The sequence below is a fragment of the Pseudoalteromonas sp. SANK 73390 genome (assembly GCF_054966645.1).
This window is the reverse complement of sequence record NZ_ARPN01000106.1, coordinates 38,921-60,049: the sequence shown is the minus strand read 5'-3', so window position 1 is coordinate 60,049 and position 21,129 is coordinate 38,921. Positions and strand designations below refer to the sequence as shown.

The following is a 21,129-nucleotide window of genomic DNA, read 5'->3' as shown; positions in this document are numbered from 1 at the left end:
TAACCACTAATAACAGACAATAACGGCAACTGATTTACTTGGACTTATATATGCAATTCCCAGACGATGATAATGGCCAGCTTCTCCAAGAAATGGCAGAAGCAGGTCTTGACCTGACACAATTTCATACGGTCGACTTTTTCATTTTATTTGAGCAAAAACCACAAGCCGAATCTTTTATCAAGGCAATCTCAACGGATGAACTCGCACCACAAACTGATTTGCAGCAATGCAAAGATACCAGTGTTTGGGAGGTGATTTCATCAATTAAAATGGTACCCGACCACCAACTGCTTTCTCAAACAGAACAGTACCTTGAAAGTATCGCCAATTCGCACGAAGGATACGGTGATGGCTGGGGTATTATGATGCCAGAATAAAGCTAAAGTAAGTCATAGCGCCCTAAATCAGGCCCTATGACTTATCGGCTACTCGATATTGCCCCTGATAATCAAATATTTTTTCACTTACCTGCCAGCCGTATTTTTTGTGCTGTTTTGCAATAACAAAATCGGGCGCTACTAGCAAATTTTGCATCTCATATACTTGCTTAGCATTTTGCCAATTCATCTGTGTGTTGTGGCCTTTAATACGTTTGCCATAGTCTAGATTAAACACATATCTGCTTTTACTATTTGCAAAATCATATATTTCATCACAGCTTGCGCCATCCTCATCAAAGTAAGTCACTTTAACTCTATGCGCTTGCAACTCAATTATACTCAACCCACTGCAGCGTATTACCAAGGCATTTTTAAGGTTTAAGGCAGCACGCAGTTTATCGTCTGGATCAGCCAAAACACTGTGACACTGCCAACATTGCCGCGCAGCAATATCATTTTCACTGCCACACGCGTCACATTCTTTGAAGCGAAAGCGATAGTCACATTGTTGCTGCTCAGTTTCGTCATCTAATAAACCTTGGCACCGACGACCAAAGTGCTCAACAACCTGACCTTGCTCATTAGTTTTACCCCAAAAAACATTGGCAAATCCGCAACCGGGGCATAGCACTTGAACAGGCTCTGAGTCAGTATTTGGCTTTTTTGCCCCCACTTCAGGATGAAACAAGTTAAAGTTATTGCCTGCATAGTCTAGTATCAGGCAATCTGTCTTTTGATCCGATAACCGTAAACCTCGCCCAACAATTTGTTGATACAAGCTAACAGACTCAGTGGGCCTTAATATGGCAATTAAATCTACATGAGGTGCATCAAACCCTGTTGTTAATACAGATACATTTACTAAAAACTTTAACTTTTTATCTTTAAAGCAGTTAATAATATTATCTCTTTGTATATCTTTAGTATCACCAATAATTAACTCAGCATTTTCGGTCGGTAAATAACTTAATACTTCTTTTGCATGTTTTACTGTAGCAGCAAAAATCATCACCCCTTGGCGATGTTTACTTTGCTCGATAATATGACAAACAATGCTATAGGTTGCACGAGTTTGCGATTCAAGTAGGGTATTCATATCATTTTGTGAATAAATACCAAACTGATCAGTTTTTAAAGCAGAAAAGTCATAATGTGAAATTGCTGGGTCTATTTCTTTAGGTGGTGTTAAGTATTTATTTTTAATCATATACCGTAAAGGTAACTCATAAATACAGAGTTTAAATGGACTGTTTTTTGTTCCCCTTACAAAACCATGATAATGATGATGATATATCCACCCCATTCCTAACCTATAAGGTGTTGCACTAAGGCCAAGCACTTTTAATTTTGCATTGTACGCCTTCAATGCCGTAATTACCTTTTGATATTGGCTCTGGGAATCATCATTTACTCTATGGCATTCATCTATAATCACCAACGAATAAAATTCATTTAATTGCTCTAAGTTTCTTGAAACTGACTGCACACTTGCAAAGGTTACTTGCTCAGATAAGGATTTTTTTTTCAAACCTGCTGAAAATATACTCGCTGATAAACCAAAGCTTAAATACTTTTGTGCATTTTGCTCAACTAGCTCTTTAACGTGAGCCAACACCAGTATTTTATGCCGAGCAATGCGAGCTAACTCAGCAATAACCAAGCTTTTACCTGCACCAGTGGGTAACACAATTACCGCAGGATCGCTACAGCGTTTGAAGTGAGCGATGGTGTTATTAACAGCTTCTTGTTGATAAGGTCTGAGTGTATAAATATGCACCTCTGACATCCGAGATACGATAATTTAATTATACACATAATAAATAAGAGAGCGAAGATAAAAGGCTCAATTAGAGCCTTTCAAGAAATATTAAGCTAATTTAAACAATTAAATTGTATAATCGTCTAAATTTACACCAGAAAATGCTTTTGGTGTTTTACCTCGGCCTGTCCATTCAAATACTTGGCCACCTTTTTCAATTCTGTATTTAGGTTTTACTTTTGCGCGTTTATCAACAGGTGCGCCTGACACAAGATCGTCAAGAGTTAAACCTTTTTCCTTGATCAGTGCTAATACTTCCTCTTTTACTTGCTGCTGTTCACGTTGAGATTCAATTGCCTCATTAATTAATTCGGCTGCTTTCTCTAACTCACTAAAATTTGCAGATTTTATAAAAGATTTGATTTCACGCATTGATATGACTCTTAAATTATTTTTTGAAAAATACCCAATATAGGTATGTCTAAATCAGATATAAATTACAATTATATTCTGATTACTATATTTTTACATATAAATATAATAAAGCAAATAATATAAGTTAATTTAAAGAAGGTGAAGGGAAATAAAATAGGAGCAACTATGCGTTACTCCTCAGGTAAAATGAAGTTTTATATAGCCACTACATTTTCTGCTTCGGGGCCTTTTTTACCTTGTTTGATGTCAAACGATACCGCTTGCCCATCAGTTAAAGTACGAAAACCATCACCCGAAATAGCACTAAAATGTACAAATACATCAGGGCCATTATCTTGTTCAATAAAGCCAAAGCCTTTAGATTCATTAAAAAACTTTACTTTACCTGTTTTAGAATTAGACATACCTATTATTCCTGTAAGTCAGATCAATTTAACACTTGCCTAAACGGCTTCCTCCTTGAGCTTACGCCGCAATTTGTCGGAATAATAAATACAGCAAAAAATACATAACGCTCATTAACTAGCTAATAATACTATTAGTTAACCAATGAAGCTTCCTTACCGCAACTCTTACATCCATAGAACAGCAAAAACTCAAAGCCCTTTAAGCCTAACATATAAAATAACAAACGGTACAAATCTTACTCAAAATTCATAATAAAATAATGCCTATAAAAACATAAAAAAACGCACTAAAGCGTGCGTTTTTTGTACATCGTATGAATTATTTCTATTTAAGCAATAACTTTCCAGTTTAGCTCAGCACCCGCTTTAATAGGGACAACCTGATCATCACCCAAAGGAAAGCTTTGTGGTGTAATCCAGCTTTCACGTTTCAACGTGACAGTATCTGTGTTTCTAGGTAAACCATAAAAAATCTGGCCCAAAATGACTTGCAAACCCTTCTAGTTTATTTAACGCACCAGCATCTTCAAAAGCTTCAGCATAAAGTTCTAATGCAGCATGCGCCGTATACGCCCCAGCACAACCACAAGCCGCTTCTTTTTTATCTTTGGCATGTGGCGCGGAATCTGTACCCAAGAAAAACTTTTTATTACCGCTTGTGGCAGCCTCTATCAAAGCCTGTTGATGAATATTACGCTTTAAGATAGGCAAGCAATAATAATGCGGTCTTATTCCTCCCGCTAACATGTGATTGCGATTATAAAGCAAGTGATGTGCGGTAATGGTTGCCGCTACATTGTCTGACGCTTTTTGTACAAATTCAACCGCATCTTTGGTTGTAATATGTTCAAGGACAATTTTAAGTGTTGGGAATGAGTCAACAATTTTAGCCAGCTTAGTATCTATAAAAACCTTCTCTCTATCAAAGATATCAATAGATGAGTCCGTTACCTCTCCATGTATTAAAAGCAGCATGCCTACGTCTTGCATTGCTGCCAAAGCAGGAAAAACCTTTTCGATGTCTGTAACGCCGGAATCAGAGTTCGTTGTTGCTCCTGCAGGGTATAACTTTGCCGCAACGATGTGCCCACTCGCTTTAGCTTTTTTTATTTCTTCTGGCGTTGTTTTGTCTGTTAAATAAAGCACCATTAATGGCTGAAAGTTGCCTTGAGGTTGCGCCGCTAAAATACGCGCTCGATACGCCAGTGCAGTATCTGTACAAGTAGCTGGAGGCACCAAGTTCGGCATAATAATAGCACGCCCCATATAACGGCTTATATCTCTTACTGTATCTTTAAGTTGCACACCGTCACGTAAGTGTACGTGCCAGTCATCAGGTCTAGTGATAGTGAGGGAATCTACTTTACTTGTCATTGCTCTTTTCCACGGCTGAATTTGTCCGATCATAGGCAGTTCAAAGCGCAGAGTAAAGTTTTTACGCTAATCAAAGCAGCGAAATACACTCGTTGGGTTTTTCTGATAAAAAATATTTTTTTTCGCAATAATATGTCGTTTACCTTTCAAGTAAGTTAAATTGTTGGTAATTGTATCGATGAGCGATGTACATGCTTTCAAAAAACAAATTAGAATCAAAAACTGAGCAGCTCAGCATTATTAATCTGTTTTCTTCATCGCTGTTGCAAATCACCCAATTAGATGAGCTATTTGATTATGTTACATCTCAGGTAGTGAGCCGCTTAGGGTTTGTAGATTGTGTAATTTATCTTGCAGATGACCAGAACGAGTTTTTAGAAGAAGTTGCGAGCATGGGCGTCGCGCAGCAAAGCAGCGATTATAAAGTCGCACAAACTAAAATTCCAATTGAGCAAGGAATTACTGGCCACGTAGCGCGTACTGGAAAAGCATTCGTATCTGGAGATGTCTCTGTTGAACCTATGTACATTGCTGATAGCCGCCCGGCTTTATCTGAGATTTGTGTGCCTCTAATATACGAAGACACGCTTATTGGAGTAATCGATTGTGAACATCCAAAACGCGACTACTTTAGTCAAAGCCACTTGCAAATCCTCTCAACTGTTGCACACTTATTGAGCGCAAAAATCAACCAAGTTAAAACGCTTAATAATCTCAAAACAACTATTGAACAATTAAATCAAGCACAACAGTTAGAACAATGCCTATTAAAAATTGCCAATATCACTTACCGCTCTTTAGACTTAGAAGCTTTCTATGATGAACTATACCAAATCATCAATAGCCAATTACCTGCAGAAAATTTTTTCATTGGTCTTTACGATAGATATAGCGATATATTAGAAATAGACTACCTGATTGAAAACAAGACCAAGTGTAATGCCCATCAACGTGTCTCTAAATCACAAATAAAGCACACGGCCTCTTATTATACCCTGACATCAGGCAAGCCATTATTATGCAACAGTAGAGAGTTTGAGCACCACATTGATATGGGCCACTTTAAAATGGTCGGCCAATCACCAAAGTCTTGGCTAGGTGTTCCTTTTGCTGTTAATGAACAGTATCAAGGGGTGATCGTGATTCAAAGCTACACCCTAGACAAAGCGTTTCATCATCATCACTTATCAATTTTGACTTATATTAGCCGCCAAGTAAGTATGGCAATTGATCGACAATTATCGCGCCAAGCACTAGAGCATAGAGCGCTGCATGATGAACTCACGGGGCTCGCAAACCGCTACTTATTATTAGAGCGTGTTAAACATGCTATTTTATCTTTAGAAAGAGCTAAGAATGATAATTTGCATTGCTTACTTTATTTAGATTTTGATCGGTTTAAAAGTATTAATGATGCACTCGGACATGATGTGGGTGATCGATTTTTAGTTGCTATTGTAAATATCATTAAAGAGTGTATTCGCCGCACAGATACTTTCGCGCGCCTAGGTGGGGATGAATTTGCGATTTTCATTGAGAATGTCAAAGATAAAGAGCAGGTAGCGCTTGCATTAGAGCGAGTAAATGAAGCAATTGCCAAGCCTTTACTCATTGATGGCCATAAGTTACAAGCGTCTACCAGTATAGGCGTTGCTTATACTGGCAATGCCACCGACAATGCAATTACATTGCTGCAACAAGCTGACGCTGCTATGTACGAGGCGAAATCTCGTGGCCGTGGGCAAGTATGCTACTTTAATAATGCCATGCGTAAAAAGCTTAAACGCCGGGCAGACATTGAAAATGACTTACAACATGGCATTCGAAATAGTGAATTTGAGTTATTTTTTCAGCCCATTTTTTCGCTCAACGACCCACATGTAGTCAGTTTTGAAGCTTTAGTCCGTTGGCACCATCCCAAAAATGGGTTAGTTCCTCCCAATGATTTTATACCCATTGCGGAGCAGACTGGTCAAATTATTGATTTAGATTTACATCTGTTACGCTCAGCCGCGCAACAATTAAAGCTATGGCGACAGGCTGGCTACCCGATGACACGTGTCACAGTGAACGTATCATCACGACACTTTGCCAGTCTCGATTTTGTTACTTATATGCAGCAACTTTATATCGACCATCAGTTACCCAATGGTTCATTGTGTTTAGAGATCACGGAATCTGGATTAATAGAGAACCTAAAGTTAGCAACTCAAATCATTACAGGACTAGCACCTTTAGGTGTAAAGCTATACTTAGATGATTTTGGTACTGGCTATTCCGCTTTAGGTTATTTGCACCAACTTCCCATTCATGTGTTAAAGCTAGATAAAAGCTTTGTAGATCAGCTAACACATAAGGAAAACCCACTAATAGACACCATTTTATCTTTAGCTCGCTCATTAGATTTAAATGTGGTTGCTGAAGGCATAGAAAATCCAAAACAATGGGCGCTATTAAAACGCAAAGGGTGTCAATTCGGACAAGGTTTTATGGTCTCAAAACCACTGCCAGCAGATGAAGCTATGCAGTTTTTGCTTAATCATACAGAGATGGCCCTATCAATATAAGCATGTAACTTATTTGCTTTAGACATTGAGATAACTCAAGTAAATATCAGACATCGCTTAAGGACAAGATGAATAAAATTAATTTGTCTTTTTTGTAAAAAATTTAAATAAAGAATGACAACGCTGTCAACAATAGTGTTATAGTGATTTTGTTAAAAACTAATCATCGATTGCTAGTTTTGTAGACAACTAGGCGTTACTATTAGGTAATAACTAGGGTTTCGGCAAAGCAATCTGAGTTTAACTCACACTGATAATGAGATTTATTAAAGATGATCGACATAAAGCACCTGAAAACCATCTCGACCCTTAAAGACACCGGTTCACTCGTTAATACAGCCCGTGAGTTGTTCTTGACGCAATCAGCTTTATCACATCAAATTAAAGATTTAGAAAACAAATTAGATTGCCAGTTATTTGAACGCAAAACTCAGCCTGTTCGGTTTACCCCTCAAGGTATGCTGTTGCTTGAGCTTGCGAGTGAAATTTTACCTCGCGTGGAAGCGACTAAATGTCGCTTAAAAGAAAGTTTAAACCAGCCTATTTCGCAGTTACGACTTAGCGTAGAATGTCATGCATGCTTCCATTGGTTATTGCCAACAATAAAAGAATTTAATAACTTTTGGCCCGATATTAAGGTCGATTATGAGCGTGGTTTTAGCTACGACGCTATTCCTGACTTATTAGAGGATGATTTAGACCTTGTCCTGACATCAGATATGCGAGAACAAGACAAACTTGAATATGCACACCTTTTTGATTTTAAATTAAAACTCATTGTCGCGCCCGATCATGAACTAGCCAAAAAAGCCTATGTAACAGCGCTTGATTTAAAAGATGAGACCATAATTTCATACCCTATTCCAAAAGAACGACAAGACATATTCAAGCACTTTATTCAAAACGCTCGCTTTGATGGCACACTTAAAACGGTTGATCAAGGTTTATTAATTTTTCAGCTCGTAAGTGCGGGTATGGGTGTTGCCGCTTTGCCAGATTGGTTAGTCACCCCCTATGAAAGCCAAGGACTTATTAAGTCTATTCCCTTAGGCGCACTAGGACTCAATCGTCCCATGTATTTAGCAATGAAAAAAACCATGAAAGACAACCCAGTGTATCGGCACTTTTTAAATACCTGTAAGCAGAACAATAATCGTTAAGCTATTATTTTTATAACAAATTAACTAAACTAAACCCAATCTAATCGATTGGGTTTTTTATGTTTGTTGTCAAAAAAGTACTCGGTAGCCTACTCATGCCATTACCATTGCTGCTTATTGTGCTTGCTTTATGTTTATTGTTTATGAGTAAAACCAATAAAAAGTCGTACATTATAGCTTGGTTTAGTGTTTTATTTGCTTGGTGTATAAGTACACCGTTTATTGCCGGAAAAGTTATTTCACCGATAGAGTCTAAAATCAGCGCGTTTGAGCTAAAAAACCACTCTCATATCGAGAAAATAGTGGTGTTAGGCTGCGATACCTATGCAAATAATCGCCTAAGTGCCAATGCTCAACTTGGCGGATGTTCGCTTTCTAGGCTAACCGAAGGGGTACGCTTAGCACACCACTATAAAAATGCGCAACTTATTGTCTCAGGCCAAACAAGTGCTCACTTGATGAAATTAACAGCCATTGATTTAGGCATCAGTTCATCACGTATTCGCTCCAACCCTAATGCGCTAGATACAAAAGATGAAGCTAAGCAATTAGCACCTTACCTAGTTGATAGAAAGGTCGCTTTGGTAACATCAGCAAGCCACTTAGCTCGTGCAAGCGATTTATTTGCAGCGCAGGGAGTAGAAACCATAGCTGCACCGACCCAATTTTATAGTTTTTCAAGCCAACCGCGGTATAAACAATTTATTGCCCAAATTACCGTCCTAGAAGCCATAACGGTGCATTATTATGAGGTACTTGGCAAAGTCTGGATTAAGATACGTCGCGGTATAAACCCAGAGGTGCTTTAGCGCGCCTCGTTTTTCTGGCTACTCACACTGGATTGTCAATATCAATGAAGGTAACATCTAATCCATACTGCCGTTCTAAATATTCTCCCAGCGCTTTAACTCCATAGCGCTCAGTAGCATGGTGACCTGCTGCAAAAAAATCTATCGCTTGTTCATTTGAGCTGTGAATAGTTTGCTCAGACGCTTCGCCTGTTAAATATGCATCAATACCTTTGCTTGCAGCTAAGTCGATATAACCTTGCCCACCACCCGTACACCAAGCAATGGTTTCGATTGGTTTGTTACGTACTATATTAACGAGTGGCTTTCTATTTAATGCTGTAGCAATTTTCTCAGCAAACACTTCGGCTGACATCGAGCGATTCAAGCGGCCATATACAGGTACACTGCTCGAACCATCTTCAAGACCTCCCAGTAACTCTATATCAAGCAACTGTGCAAGTTGTGCATTATTACCCAGCTCTGGATGTATATCTAACGGTAAATGGTATCCATAAAGATTGATATCATTTATCAACAGTGAAGCGATTCTGCGTTTTTTCATGCCTGTAATCACTTGCGACTCGCCTTTCCAAAAGTAACCGTGATGTACCAAAATCGTATCCGCTTTTAAGGCAATTGCCGCATCTATCAGTGCTTGACTTGCCGTCACGCCAGTAATGATTTTTTGCACTGTGTCCGCGCCTTCCACTTGTAATCCATTAGGCGCAAAATCTCTAATCGCATCGGGCTTTAACAACTCACTCAACATCTGTGTAAAATCTGAACGCTTCATGAAATAACCAATCTTTTTGCTTAATAATTACCAAATTTTGGCGTTTCTGCCGACAAATTGGAAGCAAAACCCTTAAAAAATTGAAAAATTGCGTAAATATGGGTATAAATACTCTTTATTCTTAAATCCCGCGTATCCGCGTATATACCGACTAGGATCTACGATGAGTAAACTAGATAAAACTGAAGTGTTAAGCGCTTTTGAAGCTGCTTACGAAACTGCCCATGGCAAGAAGCCTGAAATTACCACCAAACCTGGTTGGTATAGTATTGATGGCGGCAAAAACCTACGCCTAGCAGACGTAGCTGCATTAACAGAAGAGCTAACTTCTGGTTCAGCGACACCTAGCGAAGCCGCACCAGCTAAAAAAGCAAAAACAAACAATGCAGCTCCTGCTAAAGCTAAGAGTAAAACAGCTCCTTTTAAAGTAGTTAAAGAAAACTCTCAAGGCTACACCGCTGAAGAGCTATGGATTGTTGAGCTTGCCAGCAAAGACCATGATTGCCGTTTACCACGTGGTGTCGTTTAATTTATACCACGCTTAACAACTAGATATAAAAAACCGCTTATTAGAGCGGTTTTTTTATATCTATCTAGCTCAAGAATATGAAGATCATTCTAAAATAGGAGTCTCTAAAATCTCCTTAAGATTATCTAACCCTATTTGCAAGTCATCACCTAGCACAGCTTCAAAGTCCATTAACAATAGCATCAAATTAATCGGATACTCCATATTTCCATGTAGCCCCCACGTCACCTTAGTACCCTCTGGCACTTTTTCCGTCGTCATGTAAGCAGGATCTGTAGATTGAAATGGTTCGATAAACCGAAGTTCAAAATCAATACGCTTATTTTCATCAATTCGCACAATTTCCTGTTCACCAGTTCCCACTTCAGGGTTTTCACTATGCCACGCTGAAACAAAGCCAACGGTGCCATCTTCCCCTTTATAGGTTTTTTCCATACTTGGGTCCATTTGCTCCCAAGTACTGTAATCTGCTTGGTTTTTAAGGTGTTTTATATAAGAAAATACGGATTCAACAGGTTGCTTTATTATAACTTGTCGCTCAACGTGATAACTATCAGCAATAAACAAAGCAATAATAAACGGGGTAACAATGACCAATAACAGTACAATAATTATTTTTTTCAACATCCTTCTGCCTCTTCGGTAATATTTGAAAATACTGAAGTTAATGTACCTTTTTATAGCAAACTAGGAAAGTCTATTTACAAAATTACTACGTAAGTTTTACTAAAAGAATTAGGCCTATGGAATACGGTCTTTAGGCGCTTAAATCTCTGGCCAAAAAAAGAGTTTTGCAAAAGCTGTTTCAATGTATACCTCAGAAAATAACCCTGAGTAGTTATTTATCGATGGAAGTATCGTAAAGACGCATCAAGACAAGACATTTAGCAAAGTAATGATTGAAATACTCAGATCGCCAGCTTACTTGATGCAAAATAATAGCCTAATGGGCTTGAGTGTAAGTAAGTGCTTGATTGAAAAACCTCTTTACAATTTAGCGTATTAACATGGCTCGTTTAATACAAAAATGCGGTACTCTTAATTACAAAGAATATTCAGCAGGTATATTTATGCAAGAAAAATCAATTCTCAATGTTTGCAATGTGTTTAAACATTACCAGCAAGTGACTGCGGTTGATAACTTGACCTTTAGTGTAAAAGAGGGTGAAATCTTCGCCTTACTTGGACCCAACGGTGCAGGTAAATCATCTTTAGTTCGTATGCTGATTGGCTTTACCCACCCTGACTCAGGCACGATTACGGTAAATCTTGATGCGAAATCATATTCCGCAATTCCTCATCATGCACTAGGATACTTACCCGAAGACCGAGGGTTATACTCAGAAAAAACCCTAACACAAAATTTAATGTATTTTGCAAGATTGCGTGGTGTTGATAAACAAATTGCCAAGCAGCGCATTGAATTTTGGCTAAATGAGTTTGAACTTATTGAAAGACAGCATGACCCGCTAAAGTCACTATCAAAAGGTAATCAGCAAAAAGTGCAGCTTATCAGCGCTGTTCTGCATGAACCAAAATTAGTATTACTGGATGAGCCTTTCTCAGGCCTTGATCCAATAAACCAGGAAAAAGTGGTTACCTTTTTAGCAAAACTAAAACAACGCGGTATAACAGTTATTTTAAGCGCACATCAAATGGCCATGGTCGAAAAGCTTGCTGATAGAATGCTATTAATGAACCAAGGCCAAACAGTACTACTAGGCTCATTGGCAGAGATTAAACAGCAAATAGGGGTAAGTGCAGAGCTAGTTTTACGTTACGAGACTGATATCAACTTAAATACGTTAGACGCTGATAGCTCACGGCTCACCTTGTTAAACAATAATACTATACGTATAGAACTAAGCGGTGCTAAGTATCTAAACACTAAACTCATAGAACTCACACAATTGGGCACATTGCAACATATTGAAAGTAAAACTATGGATTTACACCAACTTTACCTCAAAGCCATCGCACAGCACCCTACTCAGGAGCAACGTCAACATGGAGCATAAATTCAATCAAATTCTGTTAGTAGCAAAATGGGAGTTCATGCAATTTTTTAAGTGGAAGCAAGAGCTGTTAAGCAAAGTAATCATGCTATGTGTGGGGCTATTTATTTACTTTTCGCAAAGTGGCGCACTATTTTCTCCAGACAAATATGTCATAGCCGTGCCGAATAATTTCTCGGCCAGCCAACTGCCAGCCCCCTTTATAATTGAAAAACGCTCCGACGCCGTCGAATTACTCATCCCTATGCTAGAAAATAAGCAGCTAGACGGTATTTTGCTACCTATGAATACATTAGATCAGCAACAACAATTTAAGCTGATCACGGTAGGTAAAATGGCATGGCAAAAAGAATTTGAAATGGTACTAAGTACCCATTACTCCAAAGTGCTTGCTGAGCGTTTAAACATTACGCCACAACAAATTGAGTTACTGCAACAACCTATTACTTTGGTAAACAGCTACCTAGACACAAAAATTAAGAGTCTAGAGCAACAGTCATCCTCCACAGCCATAGGCGTTTTGGTATTGATGATCATCGGCGTTTTTATGTCATTTGGGCAAATTTTTGTATCGATCACCGGTGAAAAGCAGCAACGAGTGACTGAGCAACTATATGCTTGTATGAGCGCACAAACTTGGATTGACGGAAAAATATTTGGCCAAATGCTGCATAGTTTAAAAGCGATGATAAGCACGTTAATCAGCTTTATTTTAGTCATGGCTTTTATGCAAGTTATCTTAAAAGGGCAGCCATTAGATTTATCTATGATTAACTTTGACTTGTTGCCGTGGCTAGGATTATTTGCGTTACTGGGAATATATATGGCAACCGCATTTATGGCTGCTATTGCATCTGCCATCGATGACCCAAACCATAGTGGAAAAACGGCTTTTATGATGTTGCCACTACTTCCTATGATCATTGGTTTTTTTATAATTGATAGCCCAAGTGGTACACTCGTTGAGGTACTAAGCTACTTTCCACTAACTGCATTTGCTGTCATGCCTATGAAGATGGCACTCATTGACGTTCCTATTTGGCAAACTCTGATTGCTATAATCAGTACCTCAATTGGCTGCTATTTTACTAGAGTGAGTGCTGGACGTTTATTTAAACTGGGTATGGTCATGTATGGTAAAGAACCAAATTTAAAACAAATGCTACGATGGGCGTTGAAAGAGCCAAGTTAGAAAATACGGAGATAGCTCGCGCTATCTCCAAACTTACTTATTAACCAAATAGCCGCTCAAACCAGTTTTTGTCTAAATCATCTTCACAGCGCTTTAACTGTGCACCATAACGACTGGCTCTGTGTTTCACTTTATTTGCAACTGACATTAGCCATTTTTTCTTACGATAAGTACCTCGTTTGTAGCCACCCCACCCTTCGTGGTAATTCAAATATTGCGCATACGCATCCCACTTTGATATGCCATTTACCTTATGGGTTTTATAAACAAACCATCCCATAAAATCGATGGCATCTTCAAAATCATCCCTGTCGGCACCTGAGTTACCTGTTTCTCGTTTATAGTCACTCCATGTGGGAGTTTTAGCTTGGGAATAGCCATAAGCTGAACTAACTCGACCAATAGGGATTACCCATAAAAAATATTCCATTGGAGGCGCTGCATCGTGCTTGAAGGAACTTTCTTGATACATCATTGCCATCAGCACATGCTTGGGTGATCCCCATTTATCCTGAGCGTCACGCGCATCATAGTACCAATCTTCTTTTTCTTTAAATATTTTACAAATATCATGAGGTTGCTTTGGTGGTGCAGTGGCGCAACCAGTTACAAAAAACAGTACTGACAATAAAGTTATAAATTTTTGCATTTTTTTTAAAACCCATTGAACTTTTCTAAATAATGCCAGTCCTAACTTATGAATGCAGCAGTTTAGCATTGTTTCATCCCTGAAATTTATTTGCGCAGTTTATTAAACTGCGCTTTTTTTTGCCTACGCTTTAGCAAAATAATCATCAAGAAAAGCAACGAAGTCTTTCTCATCACTTTGCTTTATAGACTTAGCCGCTTGTTGTGATTGTTCAGCAACCACATTGAGTGCTTGTTCACTATATTGCTGATAATTAATATTCAAATACGATGCTTTGTAATTCTTAGCTAAATGAAGTGCCATTATACCGCAGTCTTGCTGCTGCGACTTGAGCTGTGAAACTAAGCGGCCAGAAAATGTTTTCTCTGGCTGTGTAACCCAAGAACTTATTGCTTGTATGGTGTCTGAATACTTATTACTTTGCTGTGCTTCGTCCATCCAGCTTGCAACACCTGCTAACTCGGAAAAAATATCCGCAGCCCACAGGCTAAGCAATACTTGCTCATCATGTTGCTGTAACTTTACTTGAGGGTCTCGACCTTGATTGACAACTGTGGTTAAGTTGTCTTGACTGACTTTTTGCTCATCCCAATTCATCATGGGCGACGGCTTTAATAAGCAATAAGTCAAAAATACATCAAGAAAATTAATTTGCTCTAGGCTTATTCCAGTATCAACAAATGGATTGACATCCAACGCGCGAATTTCAATATACTCAATACCACCACGCTCTAAGGCATGCGTTGGTGGTTCACCACTAAGTGCATTGCGTTTTGGCCTAATAGGTGAATAAAATTCGTTTTCTATTTGTAAAATATTTTTATTCAACTGCTTTGGAGATGTACTGGTGTAATCATCTAATTGACCATATAAATCAGAATGACAACGAATCGCCTCTCGTAATCCCCCGATATAATCATCCAACGAGTTGTATGTCACCTTTAGTGATGATTGTGCGCTATTGGTATAACCCAAATCGCCTAAACGTAAAGCGGTGCCGTATTCTAAATATAAAGTACCCTTGCCTAGCTTCTTAAAGGGCAGATGACTCTCTTTACCTTGCAAAAACGATGAGCATAACGCCGGTGAAGCACCGAATAAATAACTAATAAGCCAAAGCTCTCGCTTAAAATTACGAATTAACCCCAGATATTTATCTGAAATAAAATGCTGTAATGGTTGCGTGTTGCTCTGTAATTGCGCCAAGCTCTGCCATAGAGACTCTGGATAAGAGATATTAAAATGCACACCCGCAATTGCTTGCATCATACTACCATAGCGGTTCTTTAGCCCCTGCCGATATAAGGTTTTCATTTTACCAACGTTTGAGTCACCGAACTGCGCTAAAGCAATATCATTTTCATCATTAATAAAGCAAGGCATGCTAACTGGCCAAAGCAATTCATCACCCATTTTAGACACGGTAAATTTTTGCAAATCTCTTAATTGCGATAATGTTTGTTCAGGGTCATCACTGGCTGGTGTAATAAACTCTAATAAAGACTCAGAAAAATCGGTGGTGATACTACTATGTGTCAGAGGGTGACCAGTCTCTTCTGGGTGGGGTGTTTTAGCAATAGTACCATCTTTATTGATACGTAGGGCTTCTCGCTCTATTCCTCGCTTAATACCTTTAATTGCATACTTATGCTGTGGCACTGACAATGCCGCTAGTGTGGTCTGTAAATCTGTAGTAATCAAAAAAATATCCTCGGCCAGTTAGGCAATGCCAAACGTTATGGGGGCACAACTTGCAATACTCAAGTTACAATAATGACTTTTCCTAGATGCTGGGTACTTTGTATATCGCTATATGCTTGGCCAACATCATAGAGCGTAAATTGTTAATCCACATGTATACTCAGTTTGCCACTTATATACGTATGATACAATTTATTGAGTTCATCATTGTTTGACTCAATCCTATTTCTACTGCTCTGATTCGTTTACACTTAACAAAAACAATAAATTGGGCTTTTCTGATAGAAAGCATACTGAGTACTTGACAATTTTCAGTTCAATTAGCAATGAGTTATATCACCTCAACTGTCTGCGACTTTAATGAAAGGCATTAAGCTTTAAACTGAGTGCTATCTCTTTTGAATGCCTCACATTGCTAGTTAGTGCGTAAATAAAAAAGTGGTTTACCTGTTCCATTGGCAAAAAGTTTAATGTTTGCCGCGCAGTGTAACCGCTCAAACATAGACCTGCTATAGCTGGATTTACTTTCTCTTATAGCGTAATTACTTAGCTCTGATGTACTTCTGCCTGCTCTACCGTGCAGGCTAACTGTGGCTATACCATTTAAATACCCCCTGTTGTACGACTTGATAACTCGCTATAATCTAAAAAATTAAAGTAAATTTTAACGGCATGCTTACGAGCTTTCATCATCTTAAGATAAAAGCTAGGTGCTATCAAAACATCAAAAAGGTGTTATCAAATGATAAGTACATACTCGTAAAGCCTTAACGGACTTGTTAGCAAATGGAGAAACTTATGCGTCGCGGGCACAATATAATTAATGAAGAGGTCACATTTGATGATAACCATCAGCTTGTCTCTACTACAGATTTACGCGGTGTTACAACATACGCAAATGATGCTTTTTGTGCAGTTTCTGGATTTTCACAAGAAGAACTCGTTGGTAAAAACCATAATATAGTTCGCCACCCTGACATGCCAAAAGCCGCATTTAAAGAGTTATGGGATAAGCTAAAAGAGGGACATTCTTGGCGAGGTGTCGTCAAAAACCGTTGTAAAGATGGTCGCTATTATTGGGTAGATGCCTTTATTACGCCAATTTTTGAACGTGGCCAACTCATTGGTTATCAGTCTGTTAGAGTACGTCCTAGCAATGCGCTAAAACAAAGAGCACACACATTATATAGCGCCATCAATCAAGGTAAAAGTATTTGGCATTGGAGTGAACAATACACCTTACGTCGCAGCCTCAGCTTTACAATTACAGCGCTTAGTATTGTTTTAACAGGTTGGTTTTTGGGAGTAACTAGCGCATTGCTGCTATTTGCAACATTTATTGCATTACTTGCTATCAATTACGAAGAATTAATAACAACACCTGGCGCTTTAAAAGAGCAGCAAGCACAATTTGATTCCGTTTCTCGCTATATTTATGACGGTCATAGTGCTTTTAGTGTTGCAAAGTATACTCAAGGTATGCTGCAAGCTAAATTACGTACCGTTTTAGGTCGCATGAAAGATTCCACATTCACCTTTAAAGATATTGCAACAGGCCTTGATGATAAGTCCAGCCAAACCGAACAAGGCATACAAGCGCAAAGCCAGCGCTTAAGCTCCATTGCTGCAGCCATGTCGCAAATGAGCAGCACTATTGGGGAGATATCCCATAACACTGGAGAAACCGCAAACAAAGTTGATGCAACTCAACAGCATTGCCAAGACATCAAATCTGCTATGGCTGATAACGCACATATGGTAACTACTTTGGCAGGCCAAGTTGATGAAGCAGCACAAACAGCAACATCACTAGCCAGTGAAGCTGAGAAAATAGGTAAAGTGATGACCGAAATTGAAGGCATTGCTGAGCAAACTAATTTATTAGCGCTCAACGCAGCTATCGAAGCTGCTAGAGCGGGTGAGCATGGTAGAGGTTTTGCCGTAGTTGCCGATGAAGTGCGGGCTCTTTCATCTAGAACACAAAATGCCACTAGCCATATTTATGCCTCAATTAAAGAGATTCAAGACACGCTATTTAGTTGGTCCAAAGTGATGCAAAACACCAAAGACAGAGCCGACTCTTGTGCACAAGCAAGTCAACAGAGCCAACAAGCACTTGAAACTATCTTCTCACAAATAAGTGACATTGCTCAATCAGCGCAAGAAATTTCAGCTGCTGCAGAGCAACAACAAGTTGTCAGTGTTGAGATAAACAACAATATTGGCAATATAAGAGAGCATGGTAACGACAACTTACAATTAAGTTACCGTGTGGCAGAAGATGCAGCAAAGTTAGTTGAAAGTGCTAACAAAATATCTGGCTTGTTGCTTACATTTAAAGCTTAACTGCAAGCATTAAGCAAAGCGAGTGAAGTTATACCGCTTTGCTTGTTTAGTTAATTAATTAGATAAGCGATTTTGTTCAATCTAAGGTTAGAGGCTTATATTGACTCCCTGTCAATGTCAAAAAAAAAGTTAAAATAAATTAGGTGCTCGCTTATATACAGGCTCAAATTAAGGGTCTACCTCTGGCCTCTGATGTATTCGCACCTTCATGACTTTTCTGTTGAGTAGTTTATGCGACTTCAGTCCTTAACAGTCTTTTGAAGGCCCTTCTTACCTATTTTAGACACTCTTATTGACAAGCTTTTTAAGCCACAAGTAATCTTGGCCCATATTTTTTATTATGTTTTTGCATTGCAAAATCGGCTCTTATCGTTTTATTCGCTAAAGCAATTGTCGCAACTTAATAGCCCTCTTAATGCTGATAGTTCCAGTTACATTAAATAAATGGCTTGGTAATAAGGCAAAAATTTCGGCATGTAATTATTTTACATGAGTCATTCGTAACACGGTGAATCAGTCATTTAGCCCGACAGAATAATAAACACGACAATAACAGCACGGTAACGCCAAACTAACTTTATAGATGCTTGCTCTATATCAGACAAAAAAATAACACTCAAACTATTGCATACAATATACATCTATATATAGTCATGATATTCATCTTTCTTAAGCAAAAATTTGGTTTACTTTACTATGCAGATAAAACTCCATTACATTTTAATATTACTTAGTGTTTGCGCAACCTTAAGCGGATGCCTAAATATGCGCTCATCACCAAATCAAGCAATGACTATAAATCAGCAGGTTAGTAGCGAGCAATATCATAGAGCTGAACAGTTTCTACCTCATAATTTAAAACCCTTAATAAAAAATAATTGGCTAGAAGCGCACTGGTTATCAGGAAAAGACATGTTTTGGTTTCGCCAGCAAGTTGCCAATAATGGCCATCAATTTATCATGGTTGATGCAAAAAACAATTTGCAAGGGCCTGCTTTTGACCACACTCAGTTAATGAAAGCAATAGAAAAGCATGGCATTGAAGTAAATGGCCCTACTCACCTACCGCTTAAGCAACCAATTATCACACTTAACAGTCTCAACTTTCAATTAAATGAACAGCAGTGGCAATGTGATCTTACCCATTACTTATGTAACAGTAGCGAGGTCATAAAACCAAACACGCCTAGTTCAGGGTTGTCGCCAGATGGTCGCTGGCAGGTCTCAGTTAATAATTACAACCTAGTACTTCACTCTATTGAGCAAGGTACCCAGCAGCAATTAACTCACGATGGTAGCGAGCTATTTCCTTATGCACTTACCCACCCAAACCCTCGTGCTAGCTTTAAAAACAGCACACCCTACCCTGATGATAATTTCAGCGTAATGTGGTCTGACAACAGCCGATATGTAATTACGCACAAAATAGATAGAAGTAAAACAAATAAGCTCACTTTGGTACAAGCCAACACCTATAAAGGGCTAACACCCAGAGCTATCAGCTACTACTATCCAATGGCTGGTGATGAGCAACTCCCGATGGCTAATTTAATCTTAATTGATACCAAAACAGCTCGCGTGACTATGCTGGAGACTCCTCCTGTTATGCAGACCTATTATGGCAGCCCGATTTGGGGGTGGTGGCAAGATAATGGGCGCTTTGTTTATCATGACAGAGAGCGTGGCAACAAAACTTATCATATGCGCGAAGTAATACCTGAACAAAGCACGGTACGTACTTTAGTCACTGAGCAAGATGATAAATATGTCGACCCATGGACACAGCTATATTGGCACCTTCCTGAACTTAACGCCTTTGTATGGAGTTCACAGCGCTCCGGTTATCAGCATTTATACCTTTATGACACTACCACTGGTAAACTAAAAAATGCGATTACCTCTGGGGCTATGACTGTTCGAGCTATCCGAGCGATAGATAACCAAAGTAAGCATATCTATTTTGAAGCTTCAGGCAAAGAAGCTGGCAGAGATCACTACTACCGACACCTATATCGAGCTAACCTTGATGGTACTGGGTTAACATTACTTACACCGGAAGCGGCAGAGCATAGCACCCAAATATCTGATGATTATAAATATGTCATTGATACTTATTCAACACCCACTACACCACCAGTGAGTGTTTTGCGCGATAGTCAAACAGGAAAAGTAATACGTCAGTTGCAACGCGCTGATACGAGTGCATTAATTGCAACTGGCTGGCAACCTCCAAGGCCATTTAAGGTACTTGCAGGTGACAATAAAACACCACTTTATGGCTTAATGTACCTTCCCTCCAATTTCGACCCAAATAAAAAATATCCTATTATTGATGATATTTACACAGGCCCACACAACTTTTTTACTGCAAAATCTTTCAATACCTATAGCACACAAGCGAATGCACTTGCCGAACTGGGTTTTATCGTTATAAAAATGGACGGTAGAGGTACTCACAAACGCGGGCGCGCATTTCATGAGTACTCATTTAAGAATCTTGGAGGCGGGACTGATGACCATGTTGTAGCAATAAAGCAACTAGCAAAAGAGCATTCATATATCGATATCAACAGAGTAGGTATTTTTGGTTTTAGTGCCGGCGGTTACGATACAGCACATGCAATGTTTAAACATCCTGACTTTTTCAAAGTGGGCGTAGCTGCATCTGGCAATCATGACTTTCGCGTCGACAAAGCCGGATGGAACGAGATGTGGATGGGCTACCCCGTTACATCTCATTGGGATGCACAATCTAACCTTACTATGGCCAAACACTTACAAGGAAAACTGCTACTGGCGCACGGAGAACTAGATAGTAATGTTCATCCTGCTGCCACCTTGCAGTTGGCCTCAAAACTGATTGAAGCAAACAAAGATTTTGAACTGATGATTTACCCAAATATGGGGCATGTACTGGATAAAAACCCTTACTTTGTACGCAAACGCTGGGATTTTTTTGTTGAGCACTTACTTGGTGCTAAGCCTCCAAAAGAGTATGAACTAAGTTGGTAGCAAGTCGCAAACAATA

16 protein-coding genes and 1 pseudogene are annotated in these 21,129 nt (G+C 39.0%); 9 read left to right on the top strand and 8 right to left on the bottom strand.

Features of this window, described 5'->3' with window-relative positions:
• Positions 1–50 precede the first annotated feature (50 nt).
• A complete protein-coding gene (locus tag SANK73390_RS13270) occupies positions 51–380 on the top strand; it encodes a ribonuclease E inhibitor RraB (protein ID WP_462766481.1) in 330 nt (109 codons plus the stop codon).
• 34 nt (positions 381–414) lie between these two features.
• On the opposite strand, the gene SANK73390_RS13265 is transcribed toward SANK73390_RS13270, so the two are convergent.
• The 4 genes and pseudogenes from SANK73390_RS13265 to pyrC all read right to left on the bottom strand — a co-directional run bounded on the left by SANK73390_RS13265 (position 415) and on the right by pyrC (position 4,358).
• Positions 415–2,169, bottom strand: a complete 1,755-nt coding sequence (locus SANK73390_RS13265) for a DEAD/DEAH box helicase (RefSeq protein ID WP_462766479.1) — start codon at positions 2,167–2,169, stop codon at positions 415–417.
• Between the two features lie 99 nt (positions 2,170–2,268).
• Positions 2,269–2,574, bottom strand: coding sequence for an H-NS histone family protein (locus SANK73390_RS13260; RefSeq protein WP_462766477.1), 306 nt, complete (start codon positions 2,572–2,574; stop codon positions 2,269–2,271).
• A 197-nt stretch (positions 2,575–2,771) separates the two neighbouring features.
• On the bottom strand, positions 2,772–2,981 hold the full coding sequence (locus SANK73390_RS13255; protein ID WP_462766476.1) for a cold-shock protein: 210 nt from the start codon (positions 2,979–2,981) through the stop codon (positions 2,772–2,774).
• A gap of 332 nt (positions 2,982–3,313) precedes the next feature.
• Positions 3,314–4,358, bottom strand: a pseudogene (pyrC, locus tag SANK73390_RS13250) (dihydroorotase).
• Positions 4,359–4,549: 191 nt separating this feature from the next.
• Here pyrC and SANK73390_RS13245 point away from each other — a divergent pair.
• The 3 genes from SANK73390_RS13245 (at position 4,550) to SANK73390_RS13235 (ending at position 8,894) form a co-directional block, all read left to right on the top strand.
• Entirely contained in the window at positions 4,550–6,925 is a 2,376-nt protein-coding gene (locus tag SANK73390_RS13245; RefSeq protein WP_462766475.1) for a bifunctional diguanylate cyclase/phosphodiesterase, read from the top strand.
• Positions 6,926–7,197: 272 nt separating this feature from the next.
• Positions 7,198–8,085 (top strand): LysR substrate-binding domain-containing protein, encoded by an 888-nt coding sequence (locus SANK73390_RS13240; RefSeq protein WP_462766473.1) that lies wholly within the window; start codon positions 7,198–7,200, stop codon positions 8,083–8,085.
• 59 nt (positions 8,086–8,144) lie between these two features.
• The gene (locus SANK73390_RS13235; RefSeq protein ID WP_462766472.1) at positions 8,145–8,894 is read left to right on the top strand and encodes a YdcF family protein; all 750 of its coding nucleotides are present in this window, start codon (positions 8,145–8,147) and stop codon (positions 8,892–8,894) included.
• Positions 8,895–8,916: 22 nt separating this feature from the next.
• Here the strand turns inward: SANK73390_RS13235 and SANK73390_RS13230 are convergent, their stop codons facing one another.
• On the bottom strand, positions 8,917–9,669 hold the full coding sequence (locus SANK73390_RS13230) for a Nif3-like dinuclear metal center hexameric protein (RefSeq protein WP_462766471.1): 753 nt from the start codon (positions 9,667–9,669) through the stop codon (positions 8,917–8,919).
• 163 nt (positions 9,670–9,832) lie between these two features.
• On the opposite strand from SANK73390_RS13230, the gene SANK73390_RS13225 reads away from it, so the two are divergent.
• The gene (locus SANK73390_RS13225) at positions 9,833–10,198 is read left to right on the top strand and encodes a hypothetical protein (RefSeq protein WP_462766469.1); all 366 of its coding nucleotides are present in this window, start codon (positions 9,833–9,835) and stop codon (positions 10,196–10,198) included.
• A gap of 84 nt (positions 10,199–10,282) precedes the next feature.
• On the opposite strand, the gene SANK73390_RS13220 is transcribed toward SANK73390_RS13225, so the two are convergent.
• Complete coding sequence (locus SANK73390_RS13220) at positions 10,283–10,825, bottom strand: SRPBCC family protein (RefSeq protein ID WP_462766468.1); 543 nt, start codon at positions 10,823–10,825, stop codon at positions 10,283–10,285.
• Positions 10,826–11,268: 443 nt separating this feature from the next.
• Here SANK73390_RS13220 and SANK73390_RS13215 point away from each other — a divergent pair, with 443 nt between their 5' ends.
• On the top strand, positions 11,269–12,216 hold the full coding sequence (locus SANK73390_RS13215; protein WP_462766466.1) for an ABC transporter ATP-binding protein: 948 nt from the start codon (positions 11,269–11,271) through the stop codon (positions 12,214–12,216).
• Complete coding sequence (locus SANK73390_RS13210) at positions 12,206–13,405, top strand: ABC transporter permease (protein ID WP_462766465.1); 1,200 nt, start codon at positions 12,206–12,208, stop codon at positions 13,403–13,405. The genes SANK73390_RS13215 and SANK73390_RS13210 overlap by 11 nt, the downstream gene beginning before the upstream one ends.
• A 40-nt stretch (positions 13,406–13,445) precedes the next feature.
• On the opposite strand, the gene SANK73390_RS13205 is transcribed toward SANK73390_RS13210, so the two are convergent.
• Both SANK73390_RS13205 and gshA read right to left on the bottom strand, forming a co-directional pair.
• Positions 13,446–14,054, bottom strand: coding sequence for a transglycosylase SLT domain-containing protein (locus tag SANK73390_RS13205; RefSeq protein ID WP_261594271.1), 609 nt, complete (start codon positions 14,052–14,054; stop codon positions 13,446–13,448).
• A 123-nt stretch (positions 14,055–14,177) separates the two neighbouring features.
• Complete coding sequence (gene gshA / locus SANK73390_RS13200) at positions 14,178–15,755, bottom strand: glutamate--cysteine ligase (protein WP_462766463.1); 1,578 nt, start codon at positions 15,753–15,755, stop codon at positions 14,178–14,180.
• Between the two features lie 798 nt (positions 15,756–16,553).
• Here gshA and SANK73390_RS13195 point away from each other — a divergent pair.
• Both SANK73390_RS13195 and SANK73390_RS13190 read left to right on the top strand, forming a co-directional pair.
• A complete protein-coding gene (locus SANK73390_RS13195; protein WP_462766461.1) occupies positions 16,554–18,101 on the top strand; it encodes a methyl-accepting chemotaxis protein in 1,548 nt (515 codons plus the stop codon).
• 765 nt (positions 18,102–18,866) lie between these two features.
• Positions 18,867–21,113 (top strand): S9 family peptidase, encoded by a 2,247-nt coding sequence (locus SANK73390_RS13190; RefSeq protein ID WP_462766459.1) that lies wholly within the window; start codon positions 18,867–18,869, stop codon positions 21,111–21,113.
• Positions 21,114–21,129: the final 16 nt, after the last annotated feature.